The sequence below is a fragment of the Coleofasciculus chthonoplastes PCC 7420 genome (assembly GCF_000155555.1).
GTDB classification, from domain to species: Bacteria; Cyanobacteriota; Cyanobacteriia; order Cyanobacteriales; family Coleofasciculaceae; genus Coleofasciculus; species Coleofasciculus chthonoplastes_A.
The window spans coordinates 14,659-35,482 of record NZ_DS989869.1; the positions used below are offsets into that span (position 1 = coordinate 14,659).

21 protein-coding genes and 2 pseudogenes are annotated in these 20,824 nt (G+C 45.9%); 13 read left to right on the forward strand and 10 right to left on the reverse strand.

Annotated features, from left to right (window positions below):
* The first annotated feature begins 102 nt into the window (after positions 1 to 102).
* Positions 103 to 1,008 (forward strand): phosphatidate cytidylyltransferase, encoded by a 906-nt coding sequence (locus MC7420_RS29315; RefSeq protein ID WP_006105296.1) that lies wholly within the window; start codon positions 103 to 105, stop codon positions 1,006 to 1,008.
* Positions 1,009 to 1,120: 112 nt separating this feature from the next.
* Here MC7420_RS29315 and MC7420_RS29320 read toward each other — a convergent pair whose 3' ends face one another.
* The 5 genes from MC7420_RS29320 to MC7420_RS29340 all read right to left on the reverse strand — a co-directional run bounded on the left by MC7420_RS29320 (position 1,121) and on the right by MC7420_RS29340 (position 7,665).
* Positions 1,121 to 1,729: a hypothetical protein gene (locus MC7420_RS29320; RefSeq protein ID WP_044210473.1), complete on the reverse strand. Its 609-nt coding sequence runs from the start codon at positions 1,727 to 1,729 to the stop codon at positions 1,121 to 1,123.
* Positions 1,730 to 1,923: 194 nt separating this feature from the next.
* Positions 1,924 to 3,555: a CHAT domain-containing protein gene (locus MC7420_RS29325; RefSeq protein WP_006105222.1), complete on the reverse strand. Its 1,632-nt coding sequence runs from the start codon at positions 3,553 to 3,555 to the stop codon at positions 1,924 to 1,926.
* Positions 3,556 to 4,083: 528 nt separating this feature from the next.
* The gene (locus MC7420_RS29330; protein ID WP_006105207.1) at positions 4,084 to 4,755 is read right to left on the reverse strand and encodes a hypothetical protein; all 672 of its coding nucleotides are present in this window, start codon (positions 4,753 to 4,755) and stop codon (positions 4,084 to 4,086) included.
* Between the two features lie 124 nt (positions 4,756 to 4,879).
* Positions 4,880 to 7,240, reverse strand: coding sequence for a PP2C family serine/threonine-protein phosphatase (locus MC7420_RS29335; RefSeq protein ID WP_006105315.1), 2,361 nt, complete (start codon positions 7,238 to 7,240; stop codon positions 4,880 to 4,882).
* Between the two features lie 146 nt (positions 7,241 to 7,386).
* The gene (locus tag MC7420_RS29340) at positions 7,387 to 7,665 is read right to left on the reverse strand and encodes a DUF6737 family protein (protein WP_044210474.1); all 279 of its coding nucleotides are present in this window, start codon (positions 7,663 to 7,665) and stop codon (positions 7,387 to 7,389) included.
* A 45-nt stretch (positions 7,666 to 7,710) separates the two neighbouring features.
* On the opposite strand from MC7420_RS29340, the gene MC7420_RS43020 reads away from it, so the two are divergent.
* Complete coding sequence (locus MC7420_RS43020) at positions 7,711 to 8,037, forward strand: hypothetical protein (protein WP_006105203.1); 327 nt, start codon at positions 7,711 to 7,713, stop codon at positions 8,035 to 8,037.
* Positions 8,038 to 8,094: 57 nt separating this feature from the next.
* A pseudogene (locus MC7420_RS29350) lies at positions 8,095 to 8,355 on the forward strand (hypothetical protein); the annotation flags it as partial.
* 21 nt (positions 8,356 to 8,376) lie between these two features.
* On the opposite strand, the gene ndhM reads toward MC7420_RS29350, so the two are convergent.
* Complete coding sequence (ndhM, locus tag MC7420_RS37455) at positions 8,377 to 8,718, reverse strand: NAD(P)H-quinone oxidoreductase subunit M (RefSeq protein WP_071777272.1); 342 nt, start codon at positions 8,716 to 8,718, stop codon at positions 8,377 to 8,379.
* A gap of 294 nt (positions 8,719 to 9,012) precedes the next feature.
* On the opposite strand from ndhM, the gene MC7420_RS29355 reads away from it, so the two are divergent.
* Both MC7420_RS29355 and MC7420_RS29360 read left to right on the forward strand, forming a co-directional pair.
* Complete coding sequence (locus MC7420_RS29355; RefSeq protein WP_006105322.1) at positions 9,013 to 9,870, forward strand: hypothetical protein; 858 nt, start codon at positions 9,013 to 9,015, stop codon at positions 9,868 to 9,870.
* 283 nt (positions 9,871 to 10,153) lie between these two features.
* On the forward strand, positions 10,154 to 12,199 hold the full coding sequence (locus tag MC7420_RS29360; protein WP_006105272.1) for a GAF domain-containing sensor histidine kinase: 2,046 nt from the start codon (positions 10,154 to 10,156) through the stop codon (positions 12,197 to 12,199).
* A 306-nt stretch (positions 12,200 to 12,505) separates the two neighbouring features.
* On the opposite strand, the gene MC7420_RS29365 is transcribed toward MC7420_RS29360, so the two are convergent.
* Positions 12,506 to 12,793, reverse strand: a complete 288-nt coding sequence (locus MC7420_RS29365) for a hypothetical protein (protein ID WP_006105260.1) — start codon at positions 12,791 to 12,793, stop codon at positions 12,506 to 12,508.
* 305 nt (positions 12,794 to 13,098) lie between these two features.
* On the opposite strand from MC7420_RS29365, the gene MC7420_RS29370 reads away from it, so the two are divergent.
* The 3 genes from MC7420_RS29370 to MC7420_RS43565 all read left to right on the forward strand — a co-directional run bounded on the left by MC7420_RS29370 (position 13,099) and on the right by MC7420_RS43565 (position 15,195).
* Positions 13,099 to 14,778, forward strand: coding sequence for an ABC1 kinase family protein (locus MC7420_RS29370; protein WP_006105208.1), 1,680 nt, complete (start codon positions 13,099 to 13,101; stop codon positions 14,776 to 14,778).
* A gap of 41 nt (positions 14,779 to 14,819) precedes the next feature.
* Positions 14,820 to 14,957 carry a hypothetical protein gene (locus tag MC7420_RS40660; protein WP_157453378.1) on the forward strand — a complete coding sequence of 46 codons (138 nt, stop codon included), beginning with the start codon at positions 14,820 to 14,822 and terminating at the stop codon, positions 14,955 to 14,957.
* A 109-nt stretch (positions 14,958 to 15,066) separates the two neighbouring features.
* Positions 15,067 to 15,195, forward strand: a complete 129-nt coding sequence (locus tag MC7420_RS43565; protein WP_269546351.1) for a hypothetical protein — start codon at positions 15,067 to 15,069, stop codon at positions 15,193 to 15,195.
* A 129-nt stretch (positions 15,196 to 15,324) separates the two neighbouring features.
* Here the strand turns inward: MC7420_RS43565 and MC7420_RS29375 are convergent, their stop codons facing one another.
* Entirely contained in the window at positions 15,325 to 16,662 is a 1,338-nt protein-coding gene (locus MC7420_RS29375; RefSeq protein ID WP_006105362.1) for an S-layer homology domain-containing protein, read from the reverse strand.
* A gap of 457 nt (positions 16,663 to 17,119) precedes the next feature.
* Positions 17,120 to 17,956 (reverse strand): PEP-CTERM sorting domain-containing protein, encoded by an 837-nt coding sequence (locus tag MC7420_RS29380; RefSeq protein WP_006105354.1) that lies wholly within the window; start codon positions 17,954 to 17,956, stop codon positions 17,120 to 17,122.
* A gap of 288 nt (positions 17,957 to 18,244) precedes the next feature.
* Between MC7420_RS29380 and MC7420_RS43570 the strand changes: the two genes are divergently transcribed.
* From MC7420_RS43570 to MC7420_RS29390, 3 genes and pseudogenes are all read left to right on the forward strand, one after another.
* Entirely contained in the window at positions 18,245 to 18,376 is a 132-nt protein-coding gene (locus MC7420_RS43570) for a hypothetical protein (protein WP_006105217.1), read from the forward strand.
* 68 nt (positions 18,377 to 18,444) lie between these two features.
* On the forward strand, positions 18,445 to 19,092 hold the full coding sequence (gene lepB, locus MC7420_RS29385) for a signal peptidase I (protein ID WP_006105289.1): 648 nt from the start codon (positions 18,445 to 18,447) through the stop codon (positions 19,090 to 19,092).
* Positions 19,093 to 19,132: 40 nt separating this feature from the next.
* Positions 19,133 to 19,297: pseudogene (locus MC7420_RS29390) on the forward strand (exonuclease); the annotation flags it as partial.
* Here the strand turns inward: MC7420_RS29390 and MC7420_RS40665 are convergent.
* The gene (locus MC7420_RS40665; RefSeq protein WP_157453379.1) at positions 19,291 to 19,458 is read right to left on the reverse strand and encodes a hypothetical protein; all 168 of its coding nucleotides are present in this window, start codon (positions 19,456 to 19,458) and stop codon (positions 19,291 to 19,293) included. The pseudogene MC7420_RS29390 and the gene MC7420_RS40665 overlap by 7 nt on opposite strands.
* Before the next feature lie 267 nt (positions 19,459 to 19,725).
* Between MC7420_RS40665 and MC7420_RS29400 the strand changes: the two genes are divergently transcribed.
* Together MC7420_RS29400 and MC7420_RS29405 are read left to right on the forward strand one after the other, a co-directional pair.
* The gene (locus MC7420_RS29400; RefSeq protein ID WP_157453380.1) at positions 19,726 to 20,283 is read left to right on the forward strand and encodes a 2'-5' RNA ligase family protein; all 558 of its coding nucleotides are present in this window, start codon (positions 19,726 to 19,728) and stop codon (positions 20,281 to 20,283) included.
* A 62-nt stretch (positions 20,284 to 20,345) separates the two neighbouring features.
* The gene (locus MC7420_RS29405) at positions 20,346 to 20,618 is read left to right on the forward strand and encodes a hypothetical protein (protein WP_006105358.1); all 273 of its coding nucleotides are present in this window, start codon (positions 20,346 to 20,348) and stop codon (positions 20,616 to 20,618) included.
* The last annotated feature ends 206 nt before the right edge of the window (positions 20,619 to 20,824 follow it).

Here is a 20,824-nt window from a genome sequence, read left to right on the forward strand (position 1 = left end):
CCCTCAAATTGACTAACGGCGAATGCTGCCCGATTGTTAATCTTAATGTAATAGTTTTATTCAGACAGTTAATTTCGACTGTCTTGTGTCAAATAAAGTTCTATGCCCTGGTCTCGGATTTTTAGTGGAATTGTAGCGATTACCCTAGCGATGGGGATGATTGTGGCTGGAGGATGGTATTTTACCCTCGGTCTCTGTGTCATCGTCTATTTGGGTCAACTGGAATATTTTCAACTGGTTCAGGCAAAAGGAATTGCGCCTGCGGCTAAAACCACGTTAGTTGTGAGTCAACTTCTATTGGTGACAGCCGCCCTTAACTCTAATCTGACGGATGCCGCCTTTCCCATTGCTGGAACCCTGATTTGTTTTTACCTGCTCTTTCAACCCAAGATGGCGACGATTGCGGATATTGCCGCTTCGATTTTGGGATTACTCTATGGCGGTTATCTGCCTAGCTACTGGATACGATTGCGTGTTGGTTTAGATGGAGGGGTTTCATTACCCTTGAATGCTACAGCGAGCCTCAATAGTTTCTCGTTTAATGACTCTTGGCTTCACCCTTGGACTAATCTAACAGTTCTGTCCCAAGGCTTAACCGTAACTCTACTCGCGTTTGCCTGTATTTGGGCAGCCGATATTGGTGCGTATAGTTTTGGCAAGTTTTTTGGTCGCACTCCCTTATCGAATATTAGTCCTAAAAAGACAGTAGAAGGGGCAATTTTTGGAATTTGCGGGAGTGGGGCAGTTGCTATGCTTGGGGCTTGGTATCTGCAATGGTCAAACTGGCAACTCAGTGGATTCGCATTCGGTACGTTAATTGGAGTGGCTAGCCTTTTGGGAGACTTAACCGAATCAATGATGAAACGAGATGCTGGGGTCAAGGATTCAGGACAATTAATTCCCGGTCATGGCGGTATTTTAGACCGCACAGACAGCTACGTTTTTACTGCTCCATTAGTTTACTATTTCATTACACTTTTGCTGCCTCTTTTACCACCTTTGAGTTAGGGGTTGCTGAATAAGTGTGGGTTCCCCCGCTCCCCCTCACCACAACACTTATTCAACAGCCCCTAAGTAACTCTTACCCGCCCCAATACCATAAAATGAATTAATTCGGCAATTAATTGTCCTCAGAAGCTTCCTCAAGTTGGGTGAGAGTATAATGGGCAATAGCCAAACTTAAGCGCACCTGCTCAATGGGTGATAATTCAGACCATTCGACTGAGCCAATAGCGCCAAAGTCTTGATTACCTCGCATGGCGTAAGCCCACGGACGTGCAAAAACGAATAAATCATCTTCCGTCCAGTTAGGTAATAAGGGTCTAACGCATAAAACTAGCTGATCGGCAAGTGATATATCCATGGATAACGCTTGTTGAGCTTGATTGGCGATCGCGTCCAACCAAGACGACGGCACCCCGGAAAATCGTTCAGCTAATGACCGCTTTAGCGAGGCGGAACCGGAAGAATCTGAGGGCGTTAGCGATGTCCAGCACTGGTGCAAGCGATTGAATAGGGTTTGTGATCCCGATGTAATTTCTGCCTCGGTTTGACAAGCATCTAGAGAAAATCCCGCTTCCAAATCTGCCAAATAGTCTTGGGCTTCAGGTTCAGCGGGATTCCAGGGATAACAATCGTCCTCAGTTTGCCAGAGTGCCTCTAGGAGTTCTCCTTGGGCTTGACTCAAAGCATCCTGATAATTTTGGTATGGTTTATGTTGACTGGTCATAATACCCCTTATGTGATCTTTGGTGGTGATGAAAATTGATAGGAATAGCTACATCAGCACTCTCGAAGGTTCCGTAATCGTTCCGAAAATAAAGGTTAGTGCCAATAATTGGCAAAACTTCTAGAACCGTTGAATTGAGCCGTGTTCTTCTCGACTCGAATCTCTCCGAGTCTAAAACTTGTTAAGTTTTTGGCTTAAAGGTTTTCAATAATAAACTCCAGGGTTTGACTCTGAGTACTGCCAAATTTTAACTGACTACCCGACTCCAATGGCACTTCCTGATGGTGGATTCTCTGCCACCCATCTGCTCGTAAAATATGAGTGCCGTTGCGAGAAAAATCACGCAGGAAGTAAGTCGGGATTTGTCCGGGATGAGTGAAGGTATCGCGACAGATAATTTCTGCATGTTTATAGCTCACCCACATTTCCTCATCCAAAACTAAATCATTCTCCTGCCCGCGTCCCACCCGCATCAGTGCACCGCGAATTCGCCAAACTTTACCCATCGAGTTTAAGGAGCGTAAGCAAGCGGTGGGCGTTTGTTCGCCATTCCAGTTGCTCGGCATCGGCGGAAGCTCAGTAATCCCTTCTTCTAAGAAAGCAATTAACTGTCCTTGAAACTCCGGATGCATATACAGCACAGGTAACGTCCAAGCTGGTTGGTTGAACTTGTAAAGCGTGAGTAATTGTTGTCTGGCAACAGCCACAGCTTGATCAATCGGCATCCCGCTAGCTAGGGCTTGGGCAAGACTTTGGATAAAACTCAAAGCTTCGTGATCCGCGATCGAGTCACGCATACCCAAAACAGCGGGGACACCATGTTGAATTAACACTTCGGCTAAACTACTCCGGGGGATGGTTTGACCTTCCACCTGATCCGGTTGAGCGCCCCAACAGGTATTGAATACCGCTAAGGTTACCTGATTCCGAACTAAGACTTGAGCGAGTTCCGTACCGTTAATTGGTGCATCTGGACTTAGAAATAATAAACCCCCATCTGGAGCAGGTTCACCATGACCCGCATAGAAAAGGATATTGTAACCTCCTGTGTCTAAAGCGGCAATTAAGTCAGCGGGTGTTGGCTGTAGCAGCTTTTCCACAAAACAGGGAACGGCTGTGGGGTTGAACTTTTGACAAGATTGAAAAACATTTTCTAGAACCGCTGCTTCTTGTTCAAGCTGTAAGCGAGCCGCTGACTGATCACCCCCGGAACGGTGGACATCTTGTCCAAAGACGAGCAGGATATTCAGGGCTTGATCATGGCGGATCAGCGGCTTGAGAGAGTCAACATTACTCGTCGTGCGGCTAAACAGTAGTTGAGTAGACAGAGAAATAGCAGGTTTGCCTGCCATTTCTTGCATAATTTCCCAGGGGAGGGGAATCAAGTCAGGATGTCGAATTTCCAAGCGCACGCGCAGAGATTTATTTTGTCCCCGGGCAATGCCCCGACTTTCCGCCAACGTTGTTTGAATGGAACCCGCAAACAGCCAATTCCACAAGTCTATGCCCAACTGCTGCATCAGCCGTCCCCCGTAGCTAGTCGTCTGCGGTGTAGCGTTTTCGCTTTGGGGTGATAGGGTTGGTGTTGGTGTAGGCTTAGGCGTCAAGGGATGAGGCAGGGGTAATAAGGGGGGCAAATTACCTGTAGAAAACATTTGTTGCCAAGCCAACCAAGTCTGAGTCAAAGTGGAAGACCAAATCGAGTCATGATGAACATAACCCCCAGGATAAGGAGCTTCAATGACCCACACGGCAAAGTTATCTGCCCCAGCCGTAGACAGACGGGCGATCGCTAAACTGAGGCAAGGAGTTTCGATATCAGACATTCAACGCCCAGATGTAGAGCAACATTATCAGTTTGGTGATAAGTGACAGACCAAATCAGAATCAATCAGACTCGACTGTTGTCCCCTGTCCTCTGCGATCCCTATTTTAGGTCTTAGGGTCAGTTCAAACTCAGACAGCACAGGAGAGTCGTCAGGAGTTGGGGAGTAGCCAAGTTGATCCTTATACAATATGGTACACGGATCACGATGGTTGAAAGCCCATGCTCGTTTCAGCCGTGGATTTGTCAATAGTCTGGTCTAATCGTTGCTCTGATGACTTTGCCTGGGACGTCGCCAAGTAGGATGTGGGAGTAGGGTGTAGGGGAGCGGGATTGAATGATGCCTTGATAATTCAGACAATATGTGTATTTTGGGTATGTTTTAAATGTTGCTCAAAAAAAATATGATAGAGTTTACAACTAAGAAATATTCTTTGGTGGCGAAATTGAATTAATCCTAACCATTAGCTGTTCTATTGGCGTCAACAGCACGGTTTCCAGAACCTTGCTCAGACGATCGCCTTGCGTCTCAATCGTTCTCCGATTCCGATTCTAACCTTTGCTGCTGAATCGGAAACCGTTTAAGCCGAGCTTCTAAATCAGCACAAATACCTTTAACTTTTTCTAAAACACTAGGGAGTAAATGATTAGACAAAACTTGGAATACCTGTTCTAAATCTACATCGTAATTGAGCAAAAGTAAGAGAATATCATTTTCATAAATACTCACTCGGTCGAACTTACCTTGTCGATAAAGAGAAGGCAACGCATAAAATTTGAGAATAACTAACCCTTCCACATCGACACAACGAATCCAGCGATCGCCAAACTGTCTAACTGTGGCAAATTGCTGACTAATTTGAGAAAACAGTTGATTATGCGTTAATAAAATATCAACAATTAACTGCTGAAACCTTCCTCTAATAAAATCTTTGTTTTCTTCAGCAATAGCAACCTCAGGTAATGCTGCTAACTCAGAACGGGAGAGAATTAAATCAATATCTTGGGTATTTCGTCCCTCCACATAACTTAATAATGCCACTCCCCCAACTAACAAATAGTTGATGTTTCGCTCAGACAAAGTATTGAATAAGTTGTCGATGATCTGCTCAAAGTTCTCTAAATTAGACATTCCTTGATGCCAGTTTTTTAGGTCGAATAAAATTCCATTTATGATGATTTCGCTGATTGCTACTGTCATAAAATAAAACCATTTTACATTTTATATTATTATGACTAGGACTTACACTTGGGAGCATGTTAGGGAAAGCACAAAATGTCCGTAGGGGTACGACATGTCGTGTTCCTACAGATATGTCGTGTTCCTACGGAGAACTGAGGGAAGGCGTTAAAGCATCAGATTCAGGCGCCGTTGCACATACGCCTTTTTGTGCCAATGTTGGGTTAACATTTAAGTCAACATTTGAGCGAATATTAACAACTTTTATCCAACCCCTCTCTCCTGGCTGCACCTGAGGATAAATGTTGCGGCGCCGTTTGGCGTCCGCTAGGGTAGGGGATGCTGGAGCGGTCTGTATCGATTGCATCTCGGCGTTTTCCGTCCCCGTCGAACACACTCTCAATTTCAGCCAATCCTCTTCCCCAGAATCGGATGATTGACGAATCACTTGCAAGACACTCCCTCTGGGAATTAATCGAATGGGTGAGAGATTTTCCTCCGGAGGATTTAACCGGAGTAGCAACGGAACATCTTGTCCTTGGGAATTCGTAATCGTTGAGCGAGTCACCCGCATCAGCGCCAAGTTCTCCAAGGACGAAACCGTTTCCGGCGTTGGCGTTGGACTAGCGGTTGGAGATGGCGTCCCCGACACGGATACTGGGGCATCAGAATTAGAACTTTGCCTCACAAATCCTTGAAGCCAACGCCGAGGCAATAATAGGTAAGCTAGTCCTGCACCCACGACCAAAAGTACAACAATTGCCAACATAAGTCCCCAAGGACGCCGTTTGGGTCGGGTCAAGGGTTGGGTTTTCGTATGGGAAGGGACAATGGTGGTTGTCGCTAGGGTTTCCGATGGTGTTTCCGTTGTCGGTAAAGGCAACGATTCCGGCTGAGGCGGCGCAAGTTCTGTTGGTGCTGTTTCCGTTGATGCCGTTACCTGACAGTAGACCAGCGCCAACGTAACATTATCATGACCATTTTGCCGATTTGCTATTTCGATGAGATGGTCAGCGGCAGTTGGCACATCACGCTGTCCGTCCAGAATCGGCAGAATTTCGGTTTGCCAGTATTGTTCCACTCGGTCATGGTCACTGAGACCATCGGAACAGAGGAGAAACACACTATCTTCGTCCAGGATAAACCGTTGGGTTGTTGGATGTAATGTGGTAGACGATGCCATGCCCAAAGCCTGGATTAATGAGCCAGAGGTCGGCTGTTGCACAGCATACCGATAAAAGGTGTAACCCAATCGCACTTCACGGGAGGCTAGATCATCATCTTGGGTAATTTGATGACACCCTTGGCGCGTTACCCAGTAGACGCGACTGTCCCCGACATGGGTGATGTATATTTCATGGGCGCTGGTTTGAGCCATGACCAGGGTTGTACCCATCCGCTGTCGCTCAGAGCGATGTTCGCTATCATTTTGCTGGCTGATGGCGTCATTAGCGGCACAGGCGGCTTGTTCAAGTTGTAGAGTCAGATGGGTTGGGTGCCAGTGGTCGCGATCAAAATGGAGGCGTTCCACTTGCTCTCGCAAAACATTGATGGCTAATTCCGAAGCCACTTCCCCCCCTTCATGTCCGCCAATCCCATCACAGACGATCGCTAAGGCATTTTCATCGGTTGAGCGACTCCATAGTTGTCCAATGGGTGGGTAACAAGCATCTTCATTGTGGCGGCGAACTGGACCCGAATCCGTACCTGTAAAAATCTGATAATGACGCGATTGCCCTTGTCCACAGTCTTTGATTCCCTGATCAAGCAGTCCCACCAGTTGTTCGGCGGTGCGAATTTTTCCTTGGGTCAATTGATCACAGAGTTGCCCGAAAAACTTTTTTATGACCGAGGAGGCGTCAGGTTGGAGTTGAGACCAGCACTGACCCAGTTGTTTGAGCGTTGGTGCGGCGGGTTCATCTCTGTGAAGTTCTAGTAGATGCAGGATAGAGGATTCTGGACGCAGCCAATCGAGATTGAGTAAACTTGTCCCCACTCCTTCACTGCTTAAGGGTTGCCACAGGTTAGCGATTTGCCACAACCAGTTGAGTTGGCGTATCGCTGTCGCCTCTTGCCAAACTGTTCTCAGGGGAGGAAAGAGTTCTCCTTGAGTCCCAGCCGTATCGGTTTCCAGAATCGGCGCATCTTCCAATAGCCAGATTTCTGAATCTTGGCGTCTTTCACCGCCTGTCAGTCGCCCATAGACTTGGGGAATATGTAAGCGATAGGGAGAGAGTCTCAAATAGGGCAACAACTCCTCCGGAATCTCTTGAGGGGTATCCGGTGGTGTTGCTGGTTTTGTATCCAGTACAATCCGTTCATTGACCAACACATAACGGTTGGCAATTAGCGATTCGGGCTGATAGGCTTCTATCCCTGATCCTAGCGCCCACAGATAACGCCGCTTCAAAGGCGTGCGACAGTTCTGACAAAACTTATTGACAGGGGGATTGGCAGCCTGACAGCGGTAGTTAGGGCAGTGAAGGGTTGCTGCAGGATTGTCCATGGAAACACTCTTGGCTACATCTAGCTAGGGGTAATTGGGCGGTTGAAGTCGCACTGCCGCGATCGCAATGCATATCCATTTCCATTATGGGATCATTTAAATAAGCCTACTGATTACAAATTCTAGCGTCTGATTTGAGAAGCCGTTCACTCATCGGAGGGATAAATGGTGGCAACCGACTCGGATTCTTGATCGGGTTGGCGATTTGTCAACTCAAGGTAACTATGCCGCAAGAGACGGGGCCAGAGCCATAAAAAGTAAAACCACCAAACCAAAATGGGGGTAGCCACTATCAAGGTTATCCAGAGCATTTTGGCTAGCATCCAACTCCCCGCGATGATTACGGCTCCGGTCAGGAGAATCGACCAAGGCTGACACCACCACGGTTTATAATTCCAAGGATTCAAGGGATCTTTGACAGACAATAGTTGCCTCTAGGGGAAAAAATAACTTTATTTATAATACTTTTTTTGGACTTAGATATAGCGCGGGACTTATGGTTCCTCTCCCAAACGCCCATCATTATCTTAGACAATATGCCTAAGCCCGATTATGACACCTCCGATGATCACTCCTTTGAAGAGCTGAACTCCCCTGCGAGTGTTGAAATGAAACAGCTTATGGAGCAAATTGAGAACTCCCATGACCTATTGTACAAAATGATTAACTTGGAAATGTGGGCATTAGCCGAAACGATGGATGAGTTTATCCCAGGTTTTTGGAGTCGTTTTTTGGAAAATCGTCGTTTAACCCTCAAACAATTCCTACAGAACAATTCTCACTCTAGAAAGAGGTAAATCACCCCATAGATTTTCTAGGATCAAACTAGACAGGCAAACTACAAAGAGCTTTTTATGAATAAGCTAGAACGCCCAGATACCCATGATACGCTCAATCCCGGTGATAAAGTCTCGCCAGAAGAGCAAACCCTGGAACAAAAATCTGAGAAAGTCGCGGTTGATGCTCCTGATATTACCGGTGATCACATCGAAGTCCCAACCTACTTCAACGTGAAAGACGAAAATGGGGAAGAAAAAGCCTTACACCATGTTGAGGATGCTGAAGAAATTTCTGATGTGATTCGCCAAGCACGCACCGATGAACAAGGCAATCGCAACTTGGCGTTAGAGTTGGACTTAGGAGTCCTGAGACACGACCTGGGGCAATCCCATGCTATAGTTCATTACCCGACACTCCAGGTTGTAGCTAATTTCACCCTTTTGCAGGAGCGATCGCATGTAATGCTCTAAATCCGAGCCGATGCGGCGAAGATTATACTCAGTCAAATCTTCACCGCTATAGGCTTCTACGAAATCATCAAACTTACGATAGATTTTTTGCAGGGCATCTTCACTCCAATTAAATTCATTATCGGGGTCAACGTCTAGTGTTAAAACGTTGTCACTCTCAACTAATTCACTGTTTAGCACCTCGGCAGCGTAGATGCGAATGTGACGAGTTGTCGATTTAAGCAGCATGGAAACCCTCCTAGTATGGGCTATATTTTCCTTTAATTGTAAAACTTTGTAAATACACTGCCGCCTCTCAAAGGCTAAACCAACTTATCCACAATTGGGTAAAGTGAGACAAAACAAGGGCGGTGTATATTTCTTATGGAGTCAAACTCGCCCCGACAAATCTGTGTCCCCTGCGTCCGGAAAACCCACGGCTTTAACCTGATGGGATTCTTGTATCCTATGGAGTCGGAGTGTAAATTAAAACAGTCAGTCTTAGCGACATAATCCATAGCTTAACCCAATATGCACGATTCGATGGATGATATCGCCAAACAAGCTCACCAGGGCAGTGTGGCGGCGATAATTCAAATGCTGAATCAACAGCTAGCCGATGATCGCGTCAGAACCCGAGCGGTTTTTGCTGAGGGCGTGTTGCACCTGTTGTGTGAAGCACCTGTCGTCGAACCCCTGGAGCGCTCTGTTCTCGTCAACCACATCCAAAAAATCCTGGAAGATATTGCGCCGCGTAACATTCGTCGGGTAAACATTAACAGCCGTATCGTGCAGGAGCAGCAATTGCTATGGTTAGAAGAAATCAGCCGTAATCCAGACCATCTTTTATGGTCTCAAGAAATCGTGCTGAGTAAGCCTAACCTGCTTCAGCAATGGATCAAGGCATTCAAATCTCCTAAAGTTGAACCAAAGAAGAAAACTCAGCTTCCCCAGGTATCCTTCCGCAAAGTTAAACAAAACCCTCGTTTCCAGCGCCGTTTTGTCAGTGGTATTAGCGTTCTTGTTCTCTTACTCTTAGCCGGTTGGTTCGTTTACGATCGCTTAATTCCCACGTTAAACGCCAGCACCACTCCTCAAGAACCAACTCCTCCCCCCACACCTGTCTCACCTTCACCAACAACACCCTCAACAACCGCAACACCCTCAGATCCCTTTACCGAAGCGGTTCGGCTCGCCATCGAAGCTGATGCTGAGGGGAAAACGGCGAATACAGCCGCTCAGTGGTTAGATATAGCGGCGAGGTGGGAGAAAGCCTCAACTCTGATGAGTAGCGTTAACCCGGATCATCCCCGTTATGACATCGCTCAAGATCGGGTTATCCTTTATCGCCAAAACAGTCAACTGGCTCAACAGCAGGCAAAACAGAGACAGTCTCAGTAGTGGTCATTTGTCATTTGTCAAGTAGGGGTTTGGTTACCAAACCCCTACTCTGTTGGTATATTCTTCGTCAGAACGGGAATACTAAGTATGACCATCTATCTTTGAGCCAGTTGTATCAGGAGCAACCGTTTCAAAAATCCATCCTTTGACTGATGTCTGAAGACTAATCCGAAAATTAATCCCTAAGCCTTGTAGCACTTGGGGAAAGTAGGTGAAACGTCGGACATGTCTTCGCTAAAACCGTTGCCGCCGTTCTTACCTAGGAGCATAGAGGTATTCACTCATGCATTACCCGCCTTCATCCAATCCACTGGGACAACAGATTATTTCAATTATCGTTGCTAGTCCCAATCCACAGACGTTATTGGCGAGTATTGCCCAGGTATTAGGTGAGGCATTTCAGGTTGATTATTGCTTAATTGCAGCGTTTTCCCCAGAAATCGCAAGGGAGCATGTCAGGTTGGCACAAAATGTTCAAGCTAACCAGGCGAGTTGGGTTTCGTCTTTCAACCCAACCGACGTTGACTCATGCCCAACAGCAATTCCCCAGATGGGATTATGGTATGCTGAGGGCGACTCAGGGCGACAACCTCAACCCCAAACACTAGGGCAATACCCATCATTTCTGACTGGCGTAGAAGAACCTTTGGCAATTCGGGATATTCAGGAGTCTGATCTGGAGTTGGCAGATCAACGGTGTTGGGATTGGCTCCCTGTTAGGGCAGTGTTAAGGCTTCATACCTGGTGTCAATCCAGGATCAATGGGATGATCGTGTTAGGGCGATCGCAGCCTTATGATTGGACAATACAGGAGAAACAACGGTTAAGTGAGGTGGCTGAATCTGTAGCCGTTGCCATCGCTCACGTTCAGCTTACCCAGCAGGTAGATCAGTCCAAACGATACCAGACGCGACTTTCCCCATTCAGTCAGTTTATCGAGAGCGATCGCAATCTTGATGAAACAATGGCACAAGTGGTTGCCAGTACCACTCAAGCACTTCAGGCAGATCGGGGTTGGCTACTGCTATTTAATCATAATCATGCTCTAGATCAACCGGATCAAGATGGCAAGCCTCCGCCATCAATTGAGGTTAAGGTTGTCGCTGAATGGTGTACTCCTACGCTTGATCAATCAGTTCAGCTAAACTCCCAACGATTACTCCATCAATCCTTCCGGTTATCTGACTCTGGCTTATGCCAAATGGCTTGGAAACAGACACCTGAACCGATTGCGATCGCGGATTGGGCAAATACTCCAATTGAGACTTCAGGAATCTCCCGATTTGAGGAGGCAATTAGCCATGGGGTGTTAATGGTTCCCCTCTGTCACACCTTTAGCAATGGTTCTCAACATCTGAAACGATTAGGATTTTTGGTTGTCCAACAGGATCAGCCGCGTTTATGGCAAGGGGATGACATTGAATGGATCAGATGGGTGGCGACGCAACTGAGTGAGTTGATTCACCAGCATCAAAGCCGACAGCCAGAACCCTCCCGCCTTAACCATCACTCGGTTCAGCCGTCTCCCTGTTTAACCGTTCCCGCCCAGTTACATCAAAGCATCCGCCAGCAGGTGGATCAGCTTCAGGAATTAAATCAGCTTAAAGAAGAATTCATTAGTACCATGAATCATGAGCTGAGAACACCATTAACGGCGATGAGTCTAGCCATTCGCATGTTGCGCCAACCCAAACTCCCCGCCAAGCGTCGGCAAAAATACTTAGACATTCTTGAGCAACAGTGTAATCAAGAAATCGAACTAATCAACGATTTACTCAGTTTACAGCAACTCGAATCCAATCCCGCTTATATCCAGAAGCAATCCATTGACTTAATTCTGCTAATTCAGACATTAGCCCAGGATTTTGAGGAGAAATGGGCATCGAAGTCAGTGAAATTGAACCTAGATTGCCCCTTAAACTCGCTGATGATTCATACTGATCCAGAAAGTTTAAACCGTATCCTGCTGGAATTGTTAACCAATGCGGGCAAATATGCCCACCCCGATACAACCGTTTCTCTCAAGGTTGAGTATCACGTTCATGCTGCGGTCAATCGGTTGGTGTTAACCTTAACCAACATCGGTGACGGTATATTACCAACCGATATTAACTATATTTTCGAGAAATTTCGGCGCGGTCAAGGGATCACCAAACAAGCTGTTCCTGGAACGGGATTAGGACTAGCATTAGTGAAGTGTTTAGTCAATCATCTCAACGGCACGATTGAGGTGGCGAGTCAGCCGTTAGACAATTCACATCGGGCAATGATTTCATTTACCTTAACTCTACCCGATGAAGTGGATCAGCTAGTAAGTAGGGGCTGCTGAATAAGTCTTGTGGTGGGAATAAGCTGTTCTGCATTTAAACCTTAATGTCAATAATGGCGAAAGCCTTGTAGTGCGTTTAGCGAAGCCATGCCGCAGGCTTTGCATCTTGCTCGTTACTAATACCCAATTTAAATGTATGACAGCTTATCAGTGGCATTCTACTGAGCGGAGCATTGCATAAATAAAAATGGGCAGAAAGTTTCTGATTTCTTTCTGCCACAGTTAGCCCGATGTACTACAGCTTATTCGGTTTGATTTTGAGTTGTTGAGAGTAGCTCCTTAAAATTAGAGCTTGCAACACAATGCTTATCTGGCTGATGAGGAGTCACTGCCCTTATTGCACAGAAGGTAAGTCAGCGCACCGCCAACCAAACCTCCTGCCAGGAAAGGAAACGCTCCAGTTAAAGCTATTCCTCCTACTGCTATGCCACCGCCAATTCCCGCTAATCCAGAAGTTATTCCGCTAACGGAAATTGTCGCACAAGCACCAGCACCAACAGTGGCTCCTGCTGCCAAAGCATCTTCTGTCTTCATGGATTGCTCCTTGCTAGACTTATCCTGATCATGTCCCACTCCACATAAAATTGGGTTCATGAAAATCTTGAATTCTGTAAAGATTGTGGAAAAATAGGACGAAGTGATAATTTTCCCTCAAATGGTAAGTCGTAAGTTGTCTAGCGCAGCCTATTTTGCCATATAGCGCTACGCGCTAGGCTTTCTTGCAATAGGCAATAGGCAATAGTGAAGACAAAAGCTTACCTGAAAAGGGATTGAGCGATTTTAATTTTTATTCATTTGTCCTAACGTGTGTGCGTAGTGCTATAAAACCTTAAAGTATTAGGGAGGAGAGCGATAGGTTCTCGCTCCTGTTCCCTCATTCATCAGATGCACAAGGCAGAATGCTGACTAAGGCTAAGCCCAAGCCACCCCGTTGGCAACGACGAAAGTATTCCCCCCTCGCCCGCCAGATTGACATTTTTCGGTCGGCGGCGAAGTTTATGTTCTATTTATGGTGGGACAAAACCATTGCCAACGATACGCCCAATCACCGCAACCGCCGCGCCCAGTGGCTGGTGGGGACGTTGCTGGATTTAGGTCCTACATTTATTAAGATTGGGCAAGCCCTCTCGACTCGTGCTGATTTACTGCCCTTAGAGTACATCGAGGCATTAGCGCATTTACAGGATCGGGTTCCAGCATTTAGTGGGGCGGAAGCGATCGCGGTGATTGAAGTCGAACTGGGTCAATCTATTCATGCATTATATCGGGAGTTTGACCCCTTTCCTCTAGCAGCAGCGAGTTTGGGTCAAGTTCACAAAGCACGGCTGCACACCGGGGAAGATGTGGTGGTGAAGGTGCAGCGTCCAGGGATTGAACGACTTTTTAATTTAGATTTTAAAATCATACACGAATTAGTGCGATTTGCTAATCGGTATTTGCCTTGGGTAAGGAAGTATAAACTTGAGGCAATTTATCGCGAATTTTTTGATTTACTCTATCAAGAAGTAGACTATATCCAAGAAGGAAAAAATGCTGATCGGTTTCGGGAAAACTTTACGGATTATCCGGGAATTATGGTGCCGACGGTTTATTGGCGTTACACGACGAAGAAGGTACTCACGCTAGAATATCTGCCCGGAATCAAAATTGACGATCGCCAAACCCTAGAAGCCTGTGAAATTAACACCAATGAGGTGATTCAACGGGGAATTTCTTGTTATCTGAAACAGTTATTAGAAGACGGCTTTTTTCAGACAGACCCGCATCCGGGAAATATGGCAGTTGATCAGGACGGCAGTATTATTTTCTATGACTTTGGCACGATGGCGGAGGTGAAATCCATTGCCAGAGACCAAATGATTAAGACCTTTTTTGCCGTTCTGCGGAAAGACACCGATGAGGTGGTGAATACCTTAACCTATATGGGGTTACTGGAACGGCAACCGGATATGACCCCAGTGAAACGCTTAGTTGGGTTTATTTTAGAACGGTTTCGGGAAAAGCCCATCGATGTGCGGGAATTTGAAGCATTGGGGAATGAGTTGTATGTGATGTTTGAGCAGCAACCGTTTCGTTTACCCGCACAAATGACGTTTATTTTAAAGTCGTTAACTACATTAGATGGAATTGCCCGGGCTTTAAATCCAGAGTATAACTTATTAGCCGCCAGTCAACCCTTTGTTAAAAATTTAACCGTTTCCAAAGGGCGGGGAGATGTGGTGAAAGAACTGGCAAGGCAAGCCAGAGATTTTATTAAATATCGGTTAAATAAGCCGAGTTCTACAGAATTGTTAATTCGCCGCTTAGAAGCCCGAATCGAGCAAGGGGAACTACAAGTCAGGGTGCGTTCCCTAGAGAGCGATCGCGCTTTAAAACGGATTCATTTGGCGATTAAGAGTTTGATTTATGCCTGTTTGACTGGGTTTGCATTATTGGCGGGAACGGTATTATTATTAGTGCCGCATACGGGGTGGGCAATTGCCGCATTCACGTTGTCGGGATTTTGGTTTGTCATTTTGTTGTATTCGTTAGTTCAGTTGGCGGTGAAGGAAAAATTAGAGAAAATTACCCGTCGTTAGATAGTGCATGATTCAGGTTTTAGTTAACAAGTTAAAGTAACATGATATTTAATAGTCGGATAGTGGTAGTGGCGTGGCACACCTTATTTGATGAATTAAGCATTAGCCCCGAAACTGTAGGGGCGCAAAGACTTGCGCCCGATTTAATCGTCACTTTGCGCCGTAATAAAGTACAGTAGATCAAAGTCCCCCTTCAGATCCCCCTCCCGTCCCCCTTCAAAAGGGGGAAGCCAGCGGATGCTTCGCTTTTTTTGCTTATGGGATTTAGGGGGATCGACAATGTACCGCATGGCAGAGCAAACTGCTGTATCATCCTCACGAGAAACCCGGTTTCTAGGAATATTTGACCGACGCTATAGAGACGTTATTGGTGTCATTGCCATTGAAACAGGGGCGGGTTTAGTTGCATTTGGGTGAGGTCAAAAAGGATAGTAGTAAAACCCGCCCCTACATACTACTCGGTTTAGGCAGGTTTAGTTGAATCTGGGTCAACCGAAACTATAATTGTGAAACCCACCCCTACAGACGAACCCTGACCCATTCTTTCTAGTTTGATTGCTGGAGAACCTCACTAGCTGATATTCCCTCACCCTGAGAACCAAAATACCACAGGGCGGCAGCAGCTTCCGCTTGTGTGACTGGTTTTTGCGGTTGAAAGAGAGTGGTATACCCAAAAACGCGACGGATAATCGATTGTTCCCCATTCTGAAAATCTGCCAAAACTGCCCGCAACGCCTTCGGATCAATCTTGCCCGCATCTTGGAATCCCCAGGTTTGCTGTACGGCATCTAGAGAGGCTTGCGGTAACCCCTGACGAATATCTAACGGAACTTTCCATAAAACTAGATTTTCCCGGGTTAGAGGTGCATCAGGGCGGAACAGAACTTCTGTAGAATTCCCACTCAAAGGACTAGGAATTAACCCTGCTTCAGCTAATCCCTGAATTGCCCCAAAATCTGGGTCACTCGCTGGTACATCTTGGAACGCGGGTTGAGTGGTTTCTGAGGCTAAACGGATTTGTTTTCCGGGACTGTTCTCATAAATTCGATTATTCGTTTCAATAAGCCAACGGGCATACTGACGGCGAGTAATAATTTTGTTGGCGGTAAATTGTGTACCACTATCCTCTGATTTATTGTTAGCACTAGAAGAGTCAGGTGTGAGAACACCTAAGGCGGCTAAGTCTTCGACATACTGACGCAATCCAGGCGGAACATTATCAAAATCAGTGAAGTTCTGGTCTTTACCAGATGCTGAATCAACGGATTCAGTATTCTCTGTTGCTGTCTCTGAAGATTCTAAAGCATCTGACGGTGCTGCTGCTGTCTCGGTATTGCTGCGGATGTACTGAATTTCAAACGTTGTACTATTTGGATTAGTCTCTGTCTCGGTTGGAGTTTCTTCCGCATCGTTAAGGGTAGTATCTGTAGGAATAGAAACCCTAACTTTTAAATCATTCCGGCGCACAATAAAGGAATTCATACCATCCTGATTCGGTGCAGAAATAACCTGCCAACTGCCGGATTCAAATGCTCTGCGGTAAAATGCTTGAATATCATTACTAGGGTCAGTGGATGACCAGATGGTACGTTGACCTTGGGCATCTGAACCAGTTAATGGTTCAACGTTCTGTAATTGGGCATCAGGATAGCGGGGAATTACGGTAGGGAAATCCTCTGGTAATTGCGCCGAAGATATTTGTTCATTCGTCTGACTCCCCAAAATTGAGGCATTATCCTCCAGTTTGGGGTCTACGGCTAAGGAACGTTCTAAAGATTGACCTGTGGGACTATTGGCGCAGGCGGTCAATACACCCACGAGGCAAGCAACGAAACCCGTAAATAGAATAGGACGTTTATTTAGCAGCACAGGAAACAGAACCAATAGATGTTTCTCTTCTCACGCTAGCGCAAAACTTTATTCTTATGTTAATTTGTCCTTTCTGGATTTCCCTCCCATCTCACAGTAGATTCCCCTCCCGTCTCCCCTTTTTAGATCACCCTTTTCCCTTTTGAGATCCCCCTCCTGTCCCCCTTTTTAGATCCCCCTTCCGTCCCCCTTAAAAAGGGGGAGACCAAAGGATGCTTCGCTTTTTTTGCACGGGGAAGCCAGAGGATGCTTCGCTTTTGGTTCCATGGGGGAAACCAGAGGATACTTCGCTTTTTTTCCATGGGGGAGACCAGATGTTGCTTCGCTTTTTGTTATGTGGGGAAGCCAAAGGATGCTTTGCCTTTTTTTTCATGGGATAAGCCATTAGTCGGTTTTAACCGACTTAAGCTATTAGCCAAGAACTTGAGTTCTTGGCTACTTATTACCAATGATGCAATTACAAAAATGGCAGCTAGCCTCGTGATTGGCGACGGCGTAAAGCCATACCCGCAAAGGTCAAACCAATGCCAGCAATCCCAGCCAGACCAGAAGGTTCAGGGACTGACTCAAGGTCTCCTTTGAGCGCCACACCATCATTGCCACACTCTAAGAATAAATGACTGACGAAACTCCCTCCATTTCTAGGAAGCAAAGCTCGGTCAAATCTAAAGCCATAAGTGTGAGAGTCATTCGCTTCAAAGTGACTAAAATCGAGTCCAGCATTACTGAGTTGAGTCCCATCCAGTAGATCAATATCGCCCAAAAATCTACCGGATTGAATCACATTGAGGATTGGAGTATTATTTTTCGTTGGCTTCTGGGCAATGGTGCTGCCATAGAGATAATCGTATACATCGGCTTTGTCTGGCAAGTCAGTGCCTTGGGTATTGATTTTGTCAAACTTACTGTGGTTATAGTATTGCTTTAAACTGCCATACCCATCGTTATCTTGAGTTACGCTCATTGCCGTGACATTTTGATAAACCCCAGTACGGCTGACTTGAGAATCATTAGTTTCAGCAAAGCGAATTCCAAATAGATCACCATCATTCATCGCTGTGGTAAAATCTTTTCCAGAAAAATTAAAGAACAAATCACCCAATCCAATATTGTTGTCAACCGCTCCTGTGTCTTTATTTCCTTCTAAGGGTGTGCCACCTGTTATAGCGACAAAAATACTATCGGCTGTTTCTTTCATGGCTAATCCTTTAATGTCATACTTAGCACCACCTGATCCATCACCGAAGGCATCAATTCCATAGTTCCAGTCGTTGTGCAATTGTCCAGCATTGGCTGGCTGACCCATCATAGAAATTAAGCTAACTGCGACCGCCGCACTTCCGATCAACTTAGAAACTTTGTTGGTGTTCATGGCGTCAATCATCATAAATTAGAATGTTTACATTTACAATTAAAGCGAATTCAAATAAATTTCTTGTTAATTTAGCATCTTTTTTTATGATGCTTTGTTAAAATAAATATTTTGAAGAATGGAAAAAGACAAAAAAAATATCAGGATTTATCATGTAAAGAATTAGATAATAATACAGGATTGTTTAAGGTTAAAATAAACTCTAAATCCCAGTTAAACTAGCAAATGCCTTTGGAGAAAGACGGCACGAGAGTCTCCCGGATCGCCGTTGACGGGGTTGAGGAACGCGATCGCCTGGTGAACACAACCCGAATCAGTCCCCTATCGCTCAAAGACCTAGAGAGCGTGTTATCTTGACTGAAAGGCAAACGTTTTGTGGCGGAAGCAAGAAAAGTGACAGCCAGCGATTCTCAGTGCCAACGTGTATGACTTTAAACAAAACGGTAAAAAATCAGTCTGCCAAGGGAGGGACTTCAATACCTGTGGACAAACCGAATCAGTCAACGGTAGCAGAACAATCGAACCCATCTATATCACCGAGATCGAAGTTCTGGCAACAAGTCCGAGAAAATCTACAAATTATTGCGATCGCACTTGCCCTAGCGCTGTTGATTCGAGTCTTTATTGCCGAACCGCGCTACATTCCCTCAAACTCGATGATACCGACATTGAGCATCGGCGATCGCGTGGTTGTAGAAAAAATTTCTTACCACTTCAAACCCCCAGTCAGCGGAGACATCATTGTCTTTGATCCACCGCCTCAACTGCAAATGCAGGGGTTTACCAAAAACCAAGCCTTTATTAAACGGATCATTGCTACACCGGGTCAAATCGTCCAAATTCAAGATGGCAAAGTCTATATTAATGGGGAACCGCTCGACGAAGTTTACATTGCTGAACCCCCAAACTATCAGATGGCACCCGTGCGCGTTCCGGAAGGTCAGTTATTTGTCATGGGAGATAATCGCAACAACAGCAACGACTCTCACGTTTGGGGATTCTTGCCTCAACCTAATATTATTGGTCACGCTTGTTTCCGCTTCTGGCCCCCCAGCCGATTCGGTTTAGTTTGATGTCTGTAACTACAGTTGGATCAAATGGCTCAGAAAATAGATGACAATCGAAATCTACGTCAGCACAGATATTGAATCCGATGGTCCCATTCCCAAACCTCACTCTATGCTCAGCATTGCCTCGGCAGCTTACAGCGCAGACAAACAATTGATCGCAACCTTTACAGCCAACCTGGAAACCTTGCCAGGGGCAAAAGGTCATCCCAAAACCATGAAATGAACGGTAATATCACTGTCTCCTGTGGCTTCGGTGATGGAGTTCATCCATCGTTCCAATTCTTGTTCATTGAGTTCAACCTCTAATCGACGGGCAGATTCAATCACGCGGTTGCGTGCCTCTGCCCTTTGATTTGGTGTTGTAGTCATGTCGGATCTCCCAGCTTCCCCAGCTTCCCCAGCTTCCCCAGCTTCCCCAGCTTCCCCAGCTTCCCCAGCTTCCCCAGCTTCCCCAGCTTCCCCAGCTTCCCCAGCTCCCCCAGCTTCCCCAGCTCCCCCAGCTTCCCCAGCTCCCCCAGCTCCCCCTCACCACAGCACTTATTCAGCAGCCCCTATTTACATAACTGGTGGAATGTTGAGTTTATTTTTGCTAACCGACTTAATCCCGAAAACCGTCTCGACGAAAACCTATTTTTATTGCTTAATATGAAAAAACTCTTTTTTATCGCCCTACTTCCTCCTCAAACTATTCAAGACTCGATTATGGAGATCAAGCAACATTGTGCTGATGTTTATGAGAGTAAAGCTGCCCTCAAATCTCCACCCCATATTACACTGCAATCCCCTTTTAAATGGGAAGTCGATGCTATACCTATTCTCGAAGAATCCCTGAAAAGTTTTGCTAAAACCCGAAAACCCGTTTCCATAACCCTTCAAGGGTTTGGGGCGTTTAAACCTCGTGTTATTTACGTCAACGTTCTGAAAACGCCAGAACTGCTCGCGATTCAACAGGATTTAATGGCATATCTAGAAGAATCCCTAGGTATCGTTGATGAGCGTTCTAAAAATCGCTCCTTTTCTCCTCATGTCACCATTGCTTTTCGTGATTTGAAGCGACAGAATTTCCGCAAGGCGTGGGCTGAATTTGAGAACCAACCGTTAGACTTTGAGTTCATGGCATCTCATCTTACCTTGTTACTTCACGATGGTCGGCGATGGAATGTGAATGTAGAGTTTCCTTTTTTAACTGGGTAGAGACAATGACAGAAGAGGGATATAAGATAAAATGATGTAAAGCATCCTGTAGGCATAACAGCATGGTAGAACTTTGGGCAGCGCTGGGCGTTTCCATCCTCAACGATTTAGTCCTAAAGGAGATCCTTCTAAAACTGGGGAAGGAAGCGCTGGAAGACTATGTAAAAGATTTTTTCAAAGACAGCATTAAAGCCGGGGTACAATCTGCCCAACCCGATGTCCTGAAAAAAGCGCTGGGTGAAGCTTTACAGCAATTCCTGAAACTCATCGAAGATGAATTACTATTATATTTAAGCGAAGCCCAAGTTCGAGCTTTCGACTGGATGAAGCTGTGATTCAACCGCTAACGGATATCGGCGAAGCCCGAAGCCCGAAGCCCGGAGTTCAAACTCCGGGCTAATAGCTCAAGTCCACTAAAGTGGACTAAAATTCATATTTAGTCAGCTCTCTTCTGACTTGAGCTTTTGGTTCCTTCTGTTTAAACCCAAGGCGATTGGTGAAACTGGTGCTTTAGTGCTTAGAAATCAAGGCTTTTAAGGCA

Excerpts from the sequence above, each read along its gene's own strand:
- MC7420_RS29315 (WP_006105296.1), top strand. The coding sequence starts at position 103 with ATGCCCTGGTCTCGGATTTTTAGTGGAATTGTAGCGATTACCCTAGCG.
- MC7420_RS29320 (WP_044210473.1), bottom strand. The coding sequence starts at position 1,729 with ATGACCAGTCAACATAAACCATACCAAAATTATCAGGATGCTTTGAGT.
- MC7420_RS29325 (WP_006105222.1), bottom strand. The coding sequence starts at position 3,555 with ATGTCTGATATCGAAACTCCTTGCCTCAGTTTAGCGATCGCCCGTCTG.
- MC7420_RS29330 (WP_006105207.1), bottom strand. The coding sequence starts at position 4,755 with ATGACAGTAGCAATCAGCGAAATCATCATAAATGGAATTTTATTCGAC.
- MC7420_RS29335 (WP_006105315.1), bottom strand. The coding sequence starts at position 7,240 with ATGGACAATCCTGCAGCAACCCTTCACTGCCCTAACTACCGCTGTCAG.
- ndhM (WP_071777272.1), bottom strand. The coding sequence starts at position 8,718 with ATGCTGCTTAAATCGACAACTCGTCACATTCGCATCTACGCTGCCGAG.
- MC7420_RS29355 (WP_006105322.1), top strand. The coding sequence starts at position 9,013 with ATGGATGATATCGCCAAACAAGCTCACCAGGGCAGTGTGGCGGCGATA.
- MC7420_RS29360 (WP_006105272.1), top strand. The coding sequence starts at position 10,154 with ATGCATTACCCGCCTTCATCCAATCCACTGGGACAACAGATTATTTCA.
- MC7420_RS29365 (WP_006105260.1), bottom strand. The coding sequence starts at position 12,793 with ATGAACCCAATTTTATGTGGAGTGGGACATGATCAGGATAAGTCTAGC.
- MC7420_RS29370 (WP_006105208.1), top strand. The coding sequence starts at position 13,099 with ATGCTGACTAAGGCTAAGCCCAAGCCACCCCGTTGGCAACGACGAAAG.
- MC7420_RS40660 (WP_157453378.1), top strand. The coding sequence starts at position 14,820 with ATGATATTTAATAGTCGGATAGTGGTAGTGGCGTGGCACACCTTATTT.
- MC7420_RS43565 (WP_269546351.1), top strand. The coding sequence starts at position 15,067 with ATGGCAGAGCAAACTGCTGTATCATCCTCACGAGAAACCCGGTTTCTA.
- MC7420_RS29380 (WP_006105354.1), bottom strand. The coding sequence starts at position 17,956 with ATGATGGGTCAGCCAGCCAATGCTGGACAATTGCACAACGACTGGAAC.
- MC7420_RS43570 (WP_006105217.1), top strand. The coding sequence starts at position 18,245 with ATGCCTTTGGAGAAAGACGGCACGAGAGTCTCCCGGATCGCCGTTGAC.
- lepB (WP_006105289.1), top strand. The coding sequence starts at position 18,445 with ATGACTTTAAACAAAACGGTAAAAAATCAGTCTGCCAAGGGAGGGACT.
- MC7420_RS40665 (WP_157453379.1), bottom strand. The coding sequence starts at position 19,458 with ATGACTACAACACCAAATCAAAGGGCAGAGGCACGCAACCGCGTGATT.
- MC7420_RS29405 (WP_006105358.1), top strand. The coding sequence starts at position 20,346 with ATGGTAGAACTTTGGGCAGCGCTGGGCGTTTCCATCCTCAACGATTTA.